General features: G+C 68.1%; 14 protein-coding genes. 8 read left to right on the top strand and 6 right to left on the bottom strand.

The window, feature by feature from the left end; translation table 11 throughout:
• Positions 1-213 precede the first annotated feature (213 nt).
• The 3 genes from FKQ52_RS07110 to tpiA all read right to left on the bottom strand — a co-directional run bounded on the left by FKQ52_RS07110 (position 214) and on the right by tpiA (position 3,212).
• Positions 214-1,866, bottom strand: a complete 1,653-nt coding sequence (locus tag FKQ52_RS07110; protein WP_141626540.1) for a CTP synthase — start codon at positions 1,864-1,866, stop codon at positions 214-216.
• A gap of 89 nt (positions 1,867-1,955) precedes the next feature.
• Positions 1,956-2,375, bottom strand: a complete 420-nt coding sequence (gene secG, locus FKQ52_RS07105; protein ID WP_141626539.1) for a preprotein translocase subunit SecG — start codon at positions 2,373-2,375, stop codon at positions 1,956-1,958.
• Positions 2,376-2,462: 87 nt separating this feature from the next.
• A complete protein-coding gene (gene tpiA, locus FKQ52_RS07100) occupies positions 2,463-3,212 on the bottom strand; it encodes a triose-phosphate isomerase (protein ID WP_141626538.1) in 750 nt (249 codons plus the stop codon).
• 138 nt (positions 3,213-3,350) lie between these two features.
• On the opposite strand from tpiA, the gene FKQ52_RS07095 reads away from it, so the two are divergent.
• Complete coding sequence (locus FKQ52_RS07095; protein ID WP_141626537.1) at positions 3,351-5,279, top strand: peptidylprolyl isomerase; 1,929 nt, start codon at positions 3,351-3,353, stop codon at positions 5,277-5,279.
• Positions 5,276-6,796 carry an anthranilate synthase component I gene (gene trpE / locus FKQ52_RS07090; RefSeq protein WP_141626536.1) on the top strand — a complete coding sequence of 507 codons (1,521 nt, stop codon included), beginning with the start codon at positions 5,276-5,278 and terminating at the stop codon, positions 6,794-6,796. The genes FKQ52_RS07095 and trpE overlap by 4 nt, the downstream gene beginning before the upstream one ends.
• Here trpE and FKQ52_RS07085 read toward each other — a convergent pair.
• Entirely contained in the window at positions 6,772-6,966 is a 195-nt protein-coding gene (locus FKQ52_RS07085) for a peptidoglycan-binding protein (protein ID WP_141626535.1), read from the bottom strand. The two genes, trpE and FKQ52_RS07085, sit on opposite strands and share 25 nt — an antisense overlap.
• 108 nt (positions 6,967-7,074) lie before the next feature.
• Here FKQ52_RS07085 and FKQ52_RS07080 point away from each other — a divergent pair, with 108 nt between their 5' ends.
• From FKQ52_RS07080 to trpC, 3 genes are read left to right on the top strand one after another with little or no spacing between them, the layout of a single operon-like run.
• Entirely contained in the window at positions 7,075-7,665 is a 591-nt protein-coding gene (locus FKQ52_RS07080) for an aminodeoxychorismate/anthranilate synthase component II (protein ID WP_141626534.1), read from the top strand.
• 1 nt (position 7,666) lies between these two features.
• Positions 7,667-8,701, top strand: coding sequence for an anthranilate phosphoribosyltransferase (trpD, locus tag FKQ52_RS07075; RefSeq protein WP_141626533.1), 1,035 nt, complete (start codon positions 7,667-7,669; stop codon positions 8,699-8,701).
• Positions 8,698-9,489, top strand: coding sequence for an indole-3-glycerol phosphate synthase TrpC (gene trpC, locus FKQ52_RS07070; protein WP_141626532.1), 792 nt, complete (start codon positions 8,698-8,700; stop codon positions 9,487-9,489). Before trpD ends, trpC begins: the two co-directional genes overlap by 4 nt.
• Here the strand turns inward: trpC and FKQ52_RS07065 are convergent.
• Positions 9,486-9,917, bottom strand: coding sequence for a hypothetical protein (locus FKQ52_RS07065; RefSeq protein WP_141626531.1), 432 nt, complete (start codon positions 9,915-9,917; stop codon positions 9,486-9,488). The genes trpC and FKQ52_RS07065 overlap by 4 nt on opposite strands.
• Before the next feature lie 193 nt (positions 9,918-10,110).
• Here FKQ52_RS07065 and lexA point away from each other — a divergent pair, with 193 nt between their 5' ends.
• Positions 10,111-10,803, top strand: a complete 693-nt coding sequence (gene lexA, locus FKQ52_RS07060) for a transcriptional repressor LexA (protein ID WP_141626530.1) — start codon at positions 10,111-10,113, stop codon at positions 10,801-10,803.
• Here the strand turns inward: lexA and FKQ52_RS07055 are convergent.
• The gene (locus FKQ52_RS07055) at positions 10,797-12,923 is read right to left on the bottom strand and encodes a ComEC/Rec2 family competence protein (RefSeq protein ID WP_240811765.1); all 2,127 of its coding nucleotides are present in this window, start codon (positions 12,921-12,923) and stop codon (positions 10,797-10,799) included. The genes lexA and FKQ52_RS07055 overlap by 7 nt on opposite strands.
• A 154-nt stretch (positions 12,924-13,077) precedes the next feature.
• Between FKQ52_RS07055 and gltX the strand changes: the two genes are divergently transcribed.
• Entirely contained in the window at positions 13,078-14,484 is a 1,407-nt protein-coding gene (gltX, locus tag FKQ52_RS07050) for a glutamate--tRNA ligase (RefSeq protein WP_141626529.1), read from the top strand.
• 64 nt (positions 14,485-14,548) lie between these two features.
• Positions 14,549-15,850: a citrate synthase gene (gene gltA, locus FKQ52_RS07045; RefSeq protein ID WP_141626528.1), complete on the top strand. Its 1,302-nt coding sequence runs from the start codon at positions 14,549-14,551 to the stop codon at positions 15,848-15,850.
• Positions 15,851-15,951: the final 101 nt, after the last annotated feature.

The following is a 15,951-nucleotide window of genomic DNA, read 5'->3' as shown; positions in this document are numbered from 1 at the left end:
GGGCACACAGGTCTGCGTCCGGTGCAAACAGCGAGAACTCTTCGAGGGACTCACCGTACCTTTCGTCAGCCGTACAATCATGAGCTGTGAGTCCGTGTCCCGCTGGGGACAGGGCATGCGGGAATCCACGGATCATCGCTCGGCCTGAGACCGTGCGACACCATCAAATCCAGAGTTGAACGGCCACCCGCGGTGAATGCCGTTCGGGACGCGTCAGACCAGTCGGCTTTGAACCAGCGCCGCGGCGATGAAGCCCGCGAACAGCGGGTGCGGCGCGAAGGGCCGGCTCTTCAGTTCCGGGTGGTACTGGACGCCGATGAACCACGGATGGTCCGCGCGTTCGACTGTTTCCGGCAGGACGCCGTCCGGTGACAGACCGGCGAAAATCAGCCCGCCTTTCTCCTCGACCGCCTCACGGTAGTTGATGTTCACCTCATAGCGGTGGCGGTGACGTTCGCTGATGGTGGTCGAGCCATACATCTCCGCGATCTTCGATCCTGCCTTCAGCGTCGATTCATAGGCGCCCAGACGCATGGTGCCGCCCAGATCGCCCCCCTGCTGACGCAGGACACGCTGGTTGCCCTGGGTCCATTCGGTCATCAGACCCACGACCGGCTCATCGGTCGGGCCGAACTCGGTCGAGGAGGCCTTGGGATAACCCGCCAGGTTCCGCGCCGCCTCGATCACCGCCATCTGCATGCCGAAGCAGATGCCGAAGTACGGGATGCGGTTCTCACGAGCAAAGCGGGCTGCTTCGATCTTGCCTTCCGAACCCCGCTCGCCGAAGCCGCCGGGCACCAGAATGGCATGGGCGTCCTGAAGGCGCGCGTTGCAGGCCTCGCGGTCGCCCTCGAAGGTGCCGGCCTCGACCCAGTCGATATTGACCTTCACCCGATTGGCGACGCCGCCGTGGTGCAGGGCCTCAATCAGGGATTTATAGGCATCCTTCAGGACCGTGTACTTGCCGACCACGGCCACGGTGACCTCGCCGTCCGGGTTCAGACGGCGGTCAACGATATCGGTCCAGCGTGAGAGATCCGGTTCCGGCGCGTCGGTTATGCCGAAATGGGCCAGCACCTCCGTATCCAGCCCCTCGCGGTGATAGTCCAGCGGCACGGCGTAGATGTCGGCCGAGTCCATCGCCTGGATCACGCCGCTTTCGCGCACGTTGCAGAACAGGCCGATCTTGCGCTTCTCGTCCGCCGGAATGGGTTGCTCACAACGGCACAGCAGGATGTCCGGCTGGATCCCGATGGAGCGCAGTTCCTTGACCGAGTGCTGGGTCGGCTTGGTCTTCATCTCCCCCGCCGTCTTGATGAACGGCAGCAGCGTCAGATGGACGAAGCAGCTCTGGCCGCGTGGCAGGTCCTGACCCAGCTGACGGATGGCTTCGAAGAACGGCAGGCCCTCGATATCCCCGACGGTGCCGCCGATCTCGACCAGCACGAAGTCCACGTCCTCGCCGTCATCGGTCAGGGCCTGGCTCAGGCAAAAGGATTTGATCTGGTCGGTGACGTGAGGGATCACCTGCACAGTCGCACCCAGATAGTCGCCACGACGCTCCTTCTCGAGGATCGTCGAATAGATGCGCCCGGTCGTGATGTTGTCCGACTTCGCCGCCGAGACGCCGGTGAAGCGCTCGTAGTGGCCCAGATCGAGGTCGGTCTCGGCCCCGTCGTCGGTCACGAAGACCTCTCCGTGCTGATACGGGCTCATCGTGCCCGGATCGACGTTCAGATAGGGGTCGAGCTTACGAAGGCGAACCTTGTAGCCGCGCGCTTGCAGAAGCGCGCCGAGAGCGGCGGAAGCGAGGCCTTTTCCCAATGAGGAAACCACGCCGCCAGTGATGAACACGTAACGGGCCATGGGGGGTCACCTTACCGCTGATTCGAGCGGTGAACTGCGAAGACTTTGAGGGCGGGAGAGGAAGGCGGGGATAAAGTCCCCGCCCATCCTTATTGAGCCGGAGCGGGCTGGGCCGGAGCCGGCGCGGGGGCCGACGTCAGGCTGGATTCCAGGTCCTGCAACGACGGGGCGGCCGGCTGCGCCGGGGCCGCGGGCTGATCGGCCGGAGCCTGCTGCTGGCCCGACGGCGGCGGGGTCGCCAGATCGCCGATGGCGTCAGCATCCACGATCGACTGGTTCGACCGCTCGACATTGCCCAGGATCGTCAGCGACAGGGCGCAGATGAAGAACATAGCGGCCAGGACCCAGGTGGTCTTGGTCAGCAGGTTGCCCGCGCCGCGCGCGGTCATGAAGCCCGAAGGGCCGCCGCCCATGCCCAGCGCGCCGCCTTCTGAGCGCTGAAGCAGCACCACCGCGGCGAGCGCGATCGAGACGAGGATCATGACGACGAGAAGAATGATCTGGAGCATGGCAGCCGATATGTGTGGCGCGGACCCGCGCCGATCAAGCGGCGGCGTCTAACATCAAGCAGTGAACTAGGGAATAGGCGTCGGGGATTACGCCGCCCGGATGATCTGCAGGAAGTCCGCCGCCTTCAGCGAGGCGCCGCCCACGAGAGCGCCGCCGACCTCCGGGGTGGACAGGATGTCACGGGCGTTATCCGGCTTGACCGAACCGCCATACAGGATCGGCTGCTCCGCACCGCCCAGACCCAGACGTTCTATCATCGCCGCGCGGACGGCCCGGTGGACCTCCTCGATCTGTTCCAGCGTCGGCGTAAGGCCCGTGCCGATGGCCCAGACCGGTTCATAGGCGACCGCGAAGGCCTGACCGGCGAGCGCCAGCGGCAGGGAGTGGATGACCTGCTCACGCACCACCTCGACGGCCTGTCCGGCCTCGCGCTGCGCAAGCGTTTCCCCCACGCAGATGATCGGCGACAGACCCGCGGCTACCGCGGCCTCGGCCTTGGCAAGCACAAGCGCATTGGTCTCGCCGTAGCCCTGACGGCGTTCGGAATGGCCGAGAATCACCAGCGTCGCGCCCGCGTCCTTCAGCATCGACGCCGCGATATCGCCGGTGAAGGCCCCCGAAGCTTCCGCGCGGCAATCCTGCCCGCCGACCTCAACCGGGCCGCCGGCGCAGATCGCCGCCATGCGCTCAACCAACGTCGCGGGCGGACACAGGGCCACACGACAGGCCGAAGCCTCCTCGGCCAGCGCGGCCTTCAGGGTCTCCACCTCGTCCAGGCTCGCGCCCAGACCGTTCATTTTCCAGTTGCCGGCAACCAACTTCACGGATTGTTTCATGCGGGCCTGTCTAGGCGGACCTGACGCACAAGCCAAGATGCCCCACACGCGAAGCGGCGTCATCGTCTTGCCGTGCTGGCCCCTCACGCCCTATAGGCCGATGCGGCCATTCTCGCCGCTCATCCGTCAGGACTGATCATGCTCACCGCGTTCCGCAACTTCGCCAAATCCAAATGGGCCATCGGTCTGTTCGTGGTGCTGGCTCTCGGCCTGCTGATCACCGGCGGTTCGCAGATGGGCGACGTCTTCGGCGGCTTCGGCGGCAAGCATGTGGTGTCGGCCGGCGAACGCAGCATCGACGCCCCCGCCTTCCGGGCTGATCTGGATCGCCGCCGCGATCAGGCCCAGCAGCAGGCCGGACGGGAGCTGAGCTACGAGGAACTGGTCGCCAACGGCGCCCTGACCGCCCACCTGGGCCAGGAAGCCCAGAAGCTCGGCTTCATGTCATGGGCGTGGAAGGCCGGCATCCGTCCCGGCAATGAGCTGGTGTTGCGTCAGATTCGCCAGATCCCCGCCTTCTTCGATTCGGTCACCGGCCGCTTTGACGAGACGCAGTACGTCCAAGTCCTCCAGCAGAACAACACCACCCCGCAGCAGGTCGAGCAGGAGATGCGCGACAACATCGTGACCAGCCACTACGGTTCGGCCGTCGGCGCCGGTCTGCGCCTGCCGCGCATCTACGGGGCCGTCATGGCCAATCAGGCCACCCAGACCCGGGACGCCCGCTGGTTCACGGTCACCCAGGCGATGGCCGGAACGGCGTCGGCTCCGACCGACGCCCAACTGACCGCCTTCATCAACCAGAACGCAGCCGAACTGCGCCTGCCGGAATTCCGCCGCGCGACCGTCGTGCTGTTCAACGCGCCGAACGATGGTCAGGGCGAAGTCAGCGAAGCCCGCATCGAGGAGCGCTTCAACTTCCGTCGTGACGCCCTGTCGCAACCGGAGACCCGCTCGTTCGTGTCCCTGACCGCCCCGAACAAGGCGACGGCCGACCGCATCGCCGCCGCCCTGCGTTCGGGCCAGACTCCGGAAGCCGTCGCCCAGGCCAATAACCTGCAGCCGACCGTCTTCACCGACCGTCCGCGCAGCGCCGTCACCGATCCGGCGGTCGCCACAGCCGTCTTCGGCATGACCGAGAACCAGATTTCGGACCCGGTGCAGGCCCGCGTCGGCTTCGTCGTCGCCAAGCTGACCGGCATCAAACCCGGCCGTCCGGCGACCCTGAACGACGTGCGCGCCCAGATCATCGACGAACTGCGTGCCGAAGACGTGCGCGCGGCCGTCTATGCCCGCGTCGAGGCCTACGACAAGGCCCGTCAGAACGGCAAAACCCTGGACGCCGCCGTGGCTGAAGTCGGCGCCCGTACCTTGGCCATCCCGGCCGTCACCCAGGACGGCCGCAGCCTCGAGCAACCGAACTTCCGCGCGCCGCCGCAACTGCTCGAAGCCATGTGGAAACTCGGCGTCCGTGGTGAAAGCGAGACCCTGCCGATCGGTGAAGGCGAATACGTCGTTGTCCGCGTCGATGCGATCATCCCGCCTGCCCTGCCGTCGCTGGACAACGCACAGTTCCGCAGCGGCCTGACCGCCAACTGGATCGCGCGTGAGAACGCCCGCCTGCTGACCACCCGGGCCAACGCCCTGGCCGCCCGCGTTCGCGGCGGCGAGGACATCGCCGCCGTCGCTCGCTCGGCCGGCGCGACCCTCGAAACCGGCGCAGGCATCAGCGCGCAGGACCAGAGCCGCGGTCGCGGTCTCGTCGGCGGCCTGTTCAGCACACCCGCCGGTCAGATCTTCTCGCAACAGCAGGACGCGGAGAGCTATGTCATCGGCCGCACGGACCGCATCAACACGCCGAACGCGACCCTCGCCGCCGGCGCCGCCGTCCAGTTCCGCGACCGTCTGTCGGGCGATCTGCTGAACGCCTTCGGCGAAACAGCGATCAAGGCCGCCGCAGCTCGCGAGAAGGCCACGTTCGACGAAGCGCTGGCCCGTCAGGCCCTGGACCTTCCGCCGGTCGCTCCGACTGCTCCGGGGGCTCCGACGCCCGCTCCGGCGCAATGACGGCGGCGGAACCTTCCGCCGTCTTCTCCGCCTTCCAGGACGGCTGGTCCTCGGACCGGCCGCAGGTGGTCGTCCGCCGTCTGGTGGATGATCTGGAGACCCCGGTTTCGGCCTTCCTGAAGGTCGGTCGCGGCCGGGCCCACGCCTTCCTTCTGGAGTCCGTGGAGGGCGGCGCCGTCAACGGCCGCTACTCGATCATCACGCGCGAGCCGGACGTCGTCTGGCGTTGCCGGGATCGCAAGCCGGAGCTGGCGCGCGGGGAATCGGCCATCGCGGCCGACACCTACAGCCCGGACGGGGACGATCCGCTGGCGTCTCTGAGGGCGCTGATGGCCGCTTCGCGGTTCGACCTGCCCGAAGACCTGCCGCCCATGGCCGCGGGTCTGTTCGGGGTGTTCGGCTATGACATGGTCCGGCTGCTCGAGCCGCTGGGCAAGCCCAACCCCGATCCGCTGAACCTGCCCGACGCGGTCCTGACCCGCCCCGCCATCGTCGGCATCTTCGATTCCGTGAAGCACGAGATCGTTCTGGTCTCGGCCGCCTATCCGGACAGCGGACTGGACGCCCGCGTGGCCTTCGACGCCGCCGTCGCCCGGCTGGACCGCTTCGAGGCCGACCTGCGCACGCCCCTGCCCGCCCTGCCCGTCCCGGTGGAGGCGCCCGGCCCCGAGTTCGTCTCGCCGGTCGATGAAGCCGCCTTCGGCGAGATGGTGGCCCGCGCCAAGGACTACATCGGGGCCGGTGACATCTTCCAGGTCGTGCTCAGCCACCGCTTCTCGGCGGCCTGGGATGCGGACCCGCTGGCCTTCTACCGCGCCCTGCGCCGTCAGAACCCGTCGCCCTACCTGTTCTTCCTGGACTTCGGCGACTTCCAGCTGGCGGGTTCGAGCCCGGAAATCCTCGTCCGCCTCAAGGACGGTCGGGTGACGATCCGGCCGCTCGCCGGGACCCGCCCCCGCGGCGAGACGCGGGAAGCCGACAAGGCGCTGGAGGCCGAACTGCTGGCCGATCCCAAGGAACGCGCGGAACATCTGATGCTGCTCGATCTGGGCCGCAATGACGTGGGCCGCGTCGCCGCGCCGGGCACCGTCGAGGTGACGGAGAGCTTCGTGGTCGAGCGCTACAGTTCGGTCATGCACATCGTCTCCGACGTGCAGGGCGTGGCCGATCCGAAGCTGGACGCGGTCGACACCCTGCTGGCCGCGCTTCCGGCGGGCACCCTGTCGGGCGCGCCCAAGGTGCGGGCCATGGAGATCATCGACGAACTGGAACAGGTGAAGCGCGGCGTCGGCTACGGCGGCGGCGTCGGCTACATCTCGGCGGGCGGCGAGGCGGACATCTGCATCGTCCTGCGCACCGCCCTGTTCGCCGACGGCCAGATCCACGTTCAGGCCGGCGCCGGCGTCGTCTCGGACAGCGATCCGGCGGCGGAATATGCGGAGACCCGGGCCAAGGCCCGCGCGCCCATGCGGGCCGCGGACGAGGCGTGGCGCTATCCGTTCGGCAACAGGTCCTGAGACACCGGCGGGGCGTCCTGGAAGCGGATGCCCGGCCCGAGGATCATCACCCCGGCCATCAGGACCGCCGCCGTCGCCGCCAGAGCCGCCGCGCCGAGCGCCGCCCAAGGGCTGTGAACCGTGATCGGAGCGATCAGCAGAGCCCGCGCCTTCTGGATGTCATCGGCCATTCGAGCCTCCCCCGTCGAAGAGTCCCAATTCGATCCAACAAGGTTAACGCCATCTTACCGCACCCTCGGTGCTTGGCCTTACGGCCTCCAGTCCCTAGAACCAGAGCCATGATCCTCGTCGTCGATAACTACGACAGTTTTACCTACAACCTCGTCCACTACCTCGCGGAGCTGGGCGCGGAGACCAAGGTCGTGCGCAATGACGACCTGACCGCCGCCGAGGCCTGGGCGCTGAAGCCCGAGGCCGTGCTGCTGTCGCCGGGTCCGTGCACCCCCAACGAGGCGGGCGTCTGCCTCGCCCTGCTGGACACCGCGCCCCTGGACATGCCGATCTTCGGCGTCTGTCTGGGCCATCAGGCGATGGGACAGGCCTTCGGCGGTGACGTGATCCGCGCCAAGGCCCTGATGCACGGCAAGACCTCGCCCATCCTGCACGAAGGCAAGAGCGTCTTCCGCGGCCTGCCCTCGCCGTTCACCGCGACCCGCTACCATTCGCTGGCCGTGAAGCGGGAAACCCTGCCGGACGTGCTGGAGGTCACCGCCTGGACCGCCGACGGCGAGATCATGGGGCTGGCCCACAAGACCCGCCCGATCCACGGCGTCCAATTCCACCCGGAATCGATCGCCACCGAGCACGGCCACGACCTGCTGGCCAACTTCCTCGATCTCGCGGGCGTCAAGCGTCGGGCGATGGTCTGACGTGGCTGACGTCAAGTCACTGCTGGCCAGGCTGGTCGACGGTCAGGTGCTGTCGGACGCGGAGGCGCACGCCTTCTTCGCCGCCTGCCTGCGCGGCGAGCCGACCCCGGCCCAGGTCGCCGCCGCCGTCACCGCCCTGCGTATCCGGGGCGAGACTGTGGGCGAGATCGCGGCCTTCGCCACCGCCATGCGCGAGGCGGCCCTGACGCTCGACCATCCGTATGAGGTGATCGACACCTGCGGCACCGGCGGTGACGGCCAGCACACCTACAACATCTCCACCGCCGCGGCCCTCGTGCTTGCGGGCGCCGGACTGAAGGTCGCTAAGCACGGCAACCGGGCGCTCAGCTCCAAATCCGGCTCGTCCGACGTCCTGTCGGTGCTGGGCGTGAACCTTCAGGCCACCGAGGCCCAACAGCTCCGCGCGTTAGACAAGGCCGGCATCGCCTTCCTGTTCGCTCCCACCTACCACGGGGCCATGCGCCACGTCGGCCCGGTGCGGACCGAGATCGGCTTCCGCACCGTGTTCAACCTGCTGGGTCCGCTGTCCAATCCGGCGCGGGCGAAGCGGCAGGTCATGGGCGTCTATGATCCCCGCCTGCTGGAGCCGCTGGCCGAGGTGCTGGGCCGTCTGGGCGCGATCCGGGCCTGGACCGTCCACGGTCAGGGCCTCGACGAGCTGACCGTCACCGGCGAGACCGAGGTGGCGGAGTGGAAGGACGGCGCCGTGCGTCGTTTCACCGTCACCCCCGAGGACGCCGGTCTGGCCCGCCACGACATCAGCGCCATCCGTGGCGGTGACGCCGAGGAGAACGCCACGGCCCTGCGCGCCCTGCTGGACGGGGCGACTGGCGCCTATCGCGACGTCGTCCTGCTGAACGCCGCCGCCGCCCTGGTGGTGGCGGACAAGGCCGCCGATCTGGCCGAGGGCGCGGTTCAGGCCGCCGCCGTCATCGACGACGGCCGCGCGGCCAAGGCCCTGGCCGAACTGGTCGAGGCCACCAATACGCCCATTGAGGAAGAGGAGACGGCATGACCGACGTGCTGGAACGGATCGCCGCCTACAAGCGCGAGGACGTCACCGGTCGGAAAGCCGCCCTGTCGCAGGACGCCGTCGAGGCCCGCGCCGCCCTCGCCTCGGCCCCACGCGGCTTCCGCGCCGCTCTGGAATCCCGCGTCGAAGCCACCGGCCGCCCGGCCCTGATCGCCGAGATCAAGAAAGCCAGCCCGTCCAAGGGCCTGATCCGCGCCGACTTCAATCCGCCCGCGCTGGCGCAGGCCTACGGGCGCGGCGGCGCCTCCTGCCTGTCCGTCCTGACCGACGGGCCCAGCTTCCAGGGCGACGACAGCTATCTGTCCGCCGCCCGTGACGCGGTCTCGCTGCCCTGCCTGCGCAAGGACTTCCTGGTGGACCCGTGGCAGGTGGCCGAGAGCCGGGCGCTGGGCGCCGACTGCATCCTGATCATCCTGGCCATGATCGACGACACGCTGGCCGCCGAACTGCTGGCCGAGGCCGAGCGCTTCGGTATGGACGCCCTGATCGAGACCCACGACGAGGCCGAGATGGCCCGCGCCTGCAAGCTCGGCGGCGATCTGGTCGGCATCAACAACCGCTCCCTGCGGACCTTCGAGGTCGATCTGGAGACCACAGAACGCCTCGCGATGCTGAGCCCGGTGAGGGCGCTGCTGGTGGCCGAAAGCGGCATCTTCACCCCGGACGACGTCCAGCAAGTCTCCGACGCGCACGCCCAGGCCATCCTCGTCGGCGAAAGCCTGATGCGTCAGGACGACGTGGAAGCGGCGACGCGGGCGTTGCTGGGCTAGGCTTCGTTCTCCTCGAGCAGCCGATCCACCGCCGCACCCGCCTGCGCAATGCGGGTTTTGATCTTCGGCTCGTTGACGACGACAATCAGGAAGCCGCCGACGACCGGAACCAGAGCAAGCGCGGGCTGCCCAGCCAACATGCTGATAGCGGTGAAGACGATCCCGCCGCCCATCAGGACGAAGCCGATGTTTCGCCAGGTGATCTCGGTCGAGACCAGCTTGCGCTCGCGGATGCGTTTCGCCTCTGCGGCATAGGTTCCCTGGGCCGTCTGCTCGGCGATTTCCCTGATCGCGTCTCGAATCACGCCGTTGGCGGCCGTTTCATCCAGCCTGCGGCTCAGCTCGGCGAACAAAGTCTTGCGGGATTCGCCTATGGTCAGCCGCTCGAAGACGACGCGCTGAAGCTTCGCGATGTGATGACTGTCCATGTTTTCCCGCCTCCCACGTTTCCCCTAATGCGGAGCTTTTCAGCGCGAAAGGCCCAACAGGTCGCCCCCCCCCCGCCAGACGCCTCTGATGAGTGGTAACCGGACCTTAACCGGAACACCACAGGAACAGTTGGTGGACGTTTGCGGTTTGTTCCGCTAGCGTTCCGGAAACCGGATTCGCCTCGAGGGCCGCATGCTCACGCGCAAACAGCACGAACTGCTCATGTTCATCCACGAACGGATTCAGGAGACTGGTGTGTCTCCGTCGTTCGACGAGATGAAGGAGGCGCTGGATCTGGCGTCCAAGTCGGGCATCCACCGGCTGATCACGGCGCTGGAGGAGCGCGGCTTCATCCGCCGCCTCGCCCACCGCGCCCGCGCGCTGGAAGTCACCAAACTGCCGGAACAGGCCACGGCGGGCGCGCCGCGCGGCCATGCCGGCTTCAAGCCCGGCGTGATCGAGGGCGGTGGTCGTCCCAAGGCCGCCGAGCCCGCCAACGACACCCGTGAACTGTCCCTGATGGGCAAGATCGCCGCGGGCACCCCCATCGACGCCATCGAGCACGAGACCGCCCGCTATCCGGTGCCGGAGGCCATGCTCGGCTCTGGCGAGCACTATCTGCTCGAGATCGAGGGCGACTCGATGATCGAGGCCGGCATCCTCAACGGCGACATGGTCATCATCAAATCGACCGAGAACTGCTCCTCGGGCGAGATCGTCGTCGCTCTGGTCGAGGGTGAACAGGCGACGCTGAAGCGCCTGCGCAAGAAGGGCGCCTCCATCGCCCTGGAGCCCGCCAACCGCAACTATGAGACCAAGATTTACGGCGCCGATCAGGTGGCCGTGCAGGGCAAGCTGGTCGGCCTGATCCGCCGCTATCACTGACCCTCGGCGGCGCCGTAGCGGCTCCACGGCCGCTCCCCGCGCACGTCGGACACCCACCGGGCTCGCCAGCGGTTCGCCGCGGCGGGCCCTTCGCGTTTCAGCTCCACCGCGCCGCCCCGGGCGTAGTCGAGACCGTCGAGAACCAGCCTTCTGCCGCAGGACGGCGGCAGTTCGCGCACGACCGTCCGTATACTGACGACCGGCGCGGATCGGCATAGTCCGTCCATCTGTTCCGCCGTCGGCGCGCGCCTGCCCCACCACAGCGCCACCGGTCCTGATGTCTCCGGCGCGCAGGAGAAGCGGCCGCAGGTCCAGCCCTCAGTCGGACGCTCCACCGCCTCCAGCCCCCGCCTGCGGGTCCAGACATCGACTGCGAACTGCCGCACGCCGGGTCGCGCCACCACGGCCTGCCGATCCTGCATCCACGCCGCCTGCAAGCCGCCGTCGCCGATCCAGAGGTCCGGCGTCGGCGTTCTGGGCCAGATCAGCACCGCACAGGCCAGCGGCAGGCCCAGCCACCGCAGCGGCCCGCGCCACAGGCAGCAGAACAGGATGCCGAGGAAAGCCAGCGGCAGGACGATCTCCGGCGCGCTGGCGATGGTCCGGACCGCGCCCGGCAGGCCCGCCGTCCACCCGCCGATGGCCAGCATCACCTCGATCCCCTTCGCCGCGAGCCACAGGAAGGGCGCGCCGAGACCGATAGGCTCCAGCAAGGCACCCAGCGCCAGCGCGGGCATGATCAGAAAGTCTGACAGCGGCGCTGTCGCGAGGTTCGCCGCCAGCCCGTACATGGCCGAGCGGTTGAAATGCTGCATGGCGAACGGTCCGGTCGCCGCGCCCGCCACCAGACTGGCCAGCACCGCCGCCCCGATCCACGCCCCCGTCCTCTGCACCGCGAGAATGGGCAGCGGGGCCGAAATCTCCTTCGGTCGCCGGGGCCAGGCCTCAACGAGCGCCACCAGCGCCGCCGTAGCCGCGAACGACATCTGGAACCCCGGCGTCACAATCGCCTCGGGCTGAAGCAGCAGCACCACAAAGGCCGCCACCGCCAGCGCGTGCATGGTGATCGCCTGCCGGTCCAGCAGAACGGCGAGGAAGGCGATGGCGGCGGTGATGGCCGCCCGCTCGGCCGGGGGCGGCGCGCCCGACACCACCAGATAGGTGCCCACCGCCAGCAATCCCGCCCAGGCCGCCACCTTCTTGCCCGACACCCGCAGCGCCAGCCACGGCCACAGGGCGACCAGCAGCCGCACCAGAAAGAAGGCGAACCCGCCGACCACCGCCATGTGCAGGCCCGAGATCGACAGGATGTGCGCCAGCCCCGAGTCCCGCATCACATCGACCTCCGCCGGGTCCAGCCAGGCCTCCTGCCCCGTGGTCATGGCCGCCGCCACGCCGCCCGCCCGCTCGCCCTGCCGCGCGACGATCCGCTTCGCCAGATCGAAGCGGAAGGCGTTGATCTTCATCACCAGCCGCAATCGCCATGGGACCTCGGGCAAGACCGTGGAGCGGGTCTCGCCCAGGCTGAAGGCCACCCCGCCGATCCGCTGGAAGAAGGCCGTGCGGCCGAAATCATAGGCGCCGGGGCTGGCCGGCGCGGGCGGCGGGTTCAGGATGGCGAACAGGCGGATCGGCTCCCCGGGCGCGGGCGGCAGCGCCTCCTTGATCGTGGCCCGGATGCGCACCGGCGTCTGCTCCGGCGCCAGCCCCCGGATGCGGACCGGGGCGATGATCGCCCGCGCGCCCGCCGAGCCGGGGCTGTCGACATCGACCACCCAGCCCTCGATCACCGTCGGGCCTTCCAGCGCGGGCGCGATGGGCGCCGCCACCGCATCGGTCCTCAGCTTGGCGACCGCCAGTCCCAGCGCGAAAAAGGCCAGCATCAGCAGGCACAGGCTCCACGCCCGCGCCAGATGCAGCCGCCGCCCTGCCAGCCACCCGCCTGACGCCGCCACCGCGAACAGCAGCAGCGGCCATGATGGCGGCTCAGCCCTGAAGGCGAAATAGGTCGCGCAGCCCCCGCCGAACGCCACCGGCGCCCACAGACGCCAGCGCAGGCTCTGGGCCGCGACCTGCGCACCCAGCCACTCCGTCACCGTCTCCCGCGTGATCGCCGCCACCCGTCAAATCCCCCGCCGCGCATGGCCCGAAAGAACCATGACGACAAAATCTCCACCTTCACAACCTATGGATAAAGACCTTCCCGGACGCGTCGGTAAACGCTCCCGCGCCGACAGGGCTAGGCTCAGGCTCGGGCGGCGCTATAACCCCGGCATGAGCCTCCCCGTCGTCACCCGCTTCGCCCCCTCGCCGACCGGTTTCCTGCACATCGGCGGCGCCCGCACCGCCCTGTTCAACTACCTGTTCGCCCGTCGCCACGGCGGCAAATTCCTTGTCCGGGTGGAGGACACCGACCGCGAGCGGTCGACCGAAGAGGCCGTGAAGGCCATTTTCGACGGCATGGCCTGGCTGGAGCTGTTCGCCGACGAGGAGCCGGTGTTCCAGTTCTCGCGCGCCGACCGCCACCGCGAGGTGGCGAACCAGTTGCTCGAGAGCGGCCACGCCTATCGCGACTTCCTGACCGCCGAAGAGACCGGCGCCCTGCGGGATCAGGCCAAGGCGGACGGCAAAACTTTCGAGTCGCCCTGGCGCGACCGTGAGCCGAGCGTGGATGACCTGCTGAAGCCGCACACCATCCGCTTCCGCCGCCCGGCCGACGCGCCCGTGGTCGTGGACGACGCCGTGCAGGGCACGGTGCGCTGGGAGTCGTCGGCGTTGGACGATCTGGTCATCGTGCGCTCGGACGGCGCCCCGACCTACAACCTCGCCGTGGTGGTCGATGACCACGACATGGGGGTCACCCACGTCATCCGTGGCGACGATCACCTGAACAACGCCGCCCGCCAGAGCCTGATCTATGACGCCCTGGGCTGGCCCCGCCCGACCTTCGCCCACATCCCCCTGATCCACGGTCCGGACGGCGCCAAGCTGTCCAAGCGGCATGGAGCGCAGGCGGTGCATGAGTACGCCGAGATGGGCTACCTGCCCGAGGCGATGCGCAACTATCTGGCCCGACTCGGCTGGGCCCACGGCGACGACGAGCTGTTCTCCGACGCGCAGGCGCAGGAGTGGTTCGATCTGGGCGGCATCGGCAAGGCGCCGTCGCGACTGGACTTCGACAAGTTGGCCCACGTCAACAGCCACTGGATCCGGCTCGCGCAGGACGACCGGCTGGCCAAGCTGACCCTCGACGTGCACCTGTCGCGCGGCCATGCGCTGGCCCCTGACGACGAGACCCGCTTGCTGCGCGCCATGCCGTTCGTGAAGGACCGCGCCAAAACCACGCTGGAACTGGCAGACCAGACCGCCTTCGTCCTGAAGCCCCGTCCGCTTTCCATCGATGAAAAGGGACTTGGCCTGCTGTCCGGCGAGTCCGGCGAGCGCATCGGCCGCCTGCGGGATCGGCTGAAATTGTTCGGCAGCTGGGATGTTTTCGCCCTTGAAGCCGAGCTCAAGGCCTTCGCCGAAGAGGAAGGCGTGGGCTTCGGGAAAATCGGCCCGGCGACCCGCGCGGCCCTGACCGGAGGGGCCGCTTCGCCCGACATCGCGAAAACTTTGGCGGCTCTGGGGCGAGAAGAAAGCCTCGGGCGCTTGGATGATGCGCTGCAACAGACTAAGTGACGTTCACAAATGAAACGCGGTCCGTCGCCTCCCCGCGCGAGACCGTTCTGACAAAGGGGCTGAAATGACCGACCAAGCCAAACCCGCCGGTACGGCGACCCTCAACTACGCCGGAAAGTCGATTGACCTTCCGGTGCTGTCGGGTTCCACCGGCCCGGACGTCATCGACATCCGCAAGCTGTACGCGGGCACCGACGCCTTCACTTTCGACCCGGGATTCACCTCGACCGCCTCGTGCGAGTCCGGCCTGACCTTCATCGACGGCGACGCCGGTGTTCTGCTGCACCGCGGCTACCCGATTGACCAGCTGGCCTCGCAGTCGAACTTCATCGAGGTCTGCCACCTGCTGCTGCACGGCGAACTGCCGACCGCGGCGCAGTACGAAGAGTTCAAGAACAGCATCACCATGCATACGATGCTGCACAGCCAGTTCGACCGCTTCTTCGAGGGCTTCCGGCGCGACGCTCACCCGATGTCGATCATGGTCGGCACCGTCGGCGCCCTGTCGGCCTTCTATCACGACAGCCTGGACATCCATGATCCGGTCCAGCGCAACATCTCGGCCATCCGCCTGATCGCGAAGATGCCGACCATCGCGGCCCGCGCCTACAAATACCATATCGGCCAGCCCTTCGTTTCGCCGCGCAACGACCTGTCCTACGCCGAGAACTTCCTGCGCATGTGCTTCGCCGTTCCGGCCGAGGACTATCAGGTTGATCCGCGTCTGGTCCGCGCCATGGACCGCATCTTCACCCTGCACGCCGATCACGAGCAGAACGCCTCGACCTCGACCGTCCGTCTGGCCGGTTCGTCGGGCGCCAATCCGTTCGCCTGTATCGCCGCCGGCATCGCCTGCCTGTGGGGCCCGTCGCACGGCGGCGCCAACGAAGAGGCGCTGAACATGCTCAAGGAGATCGGCACCCCGGACAAGATCCCGGAGTTCATCCAGGGCGTGAAGGACCGCAAGTACAAGCTGATGGGCTTCGGCCACCGCGTGTACAAGAACTACGATCCGCGCGCGAAGGTCATGCAGCAGTCGGCCTACGAAGTGCTCGAAGCGACCGGCCGCCAGAACGACCCGCTGTTCCTGGTCGCCAAGGAGCTGGAGAAGGTCGCCCTGCAGGACGAGTACTTCACCTCGCGCAAGCTGTTCCCGAACGTCGACTTCTACTCGGGCATCACCCTGTCGGCGATGGGCTTCCCGACCAGCATGTTCACCGTGCTGTTCGCCCTGGCCCGCACCGTGGGCTGGATCGCCCAGTGGCAGGAAATGATGGCCGACCCGGGCCAGAAAATCGGCCGCCCGCGTCAGCTGTACACCGGCCCGACCGAGCGCGACTACGTGCCGATCGAGAAGCGCGGCTAGGCCTCGTTTCGAGGCAGGACCACAAGAACGCCGGGGCGAAAGCTCCGGCGTTTTTCATGTCCGGACACGTTTTTCGGGCGTCCGGACACCCCGGCGGTTGA

It is taken from the genome of Brevundimonas sp. M20 (assembly GCF_006547065.1).
Taxonomy (GTDB): domain Bacteria; phylum Pseudomonadota; class Alphaproteobacteria; order Caulobacterales; family Caulobacteraceae; genus Brevundimonas.
Note: the sequence above shows the minus strand (reverse complement) of the source record. Positions and strands in the feature narration are given on the sequence as shown.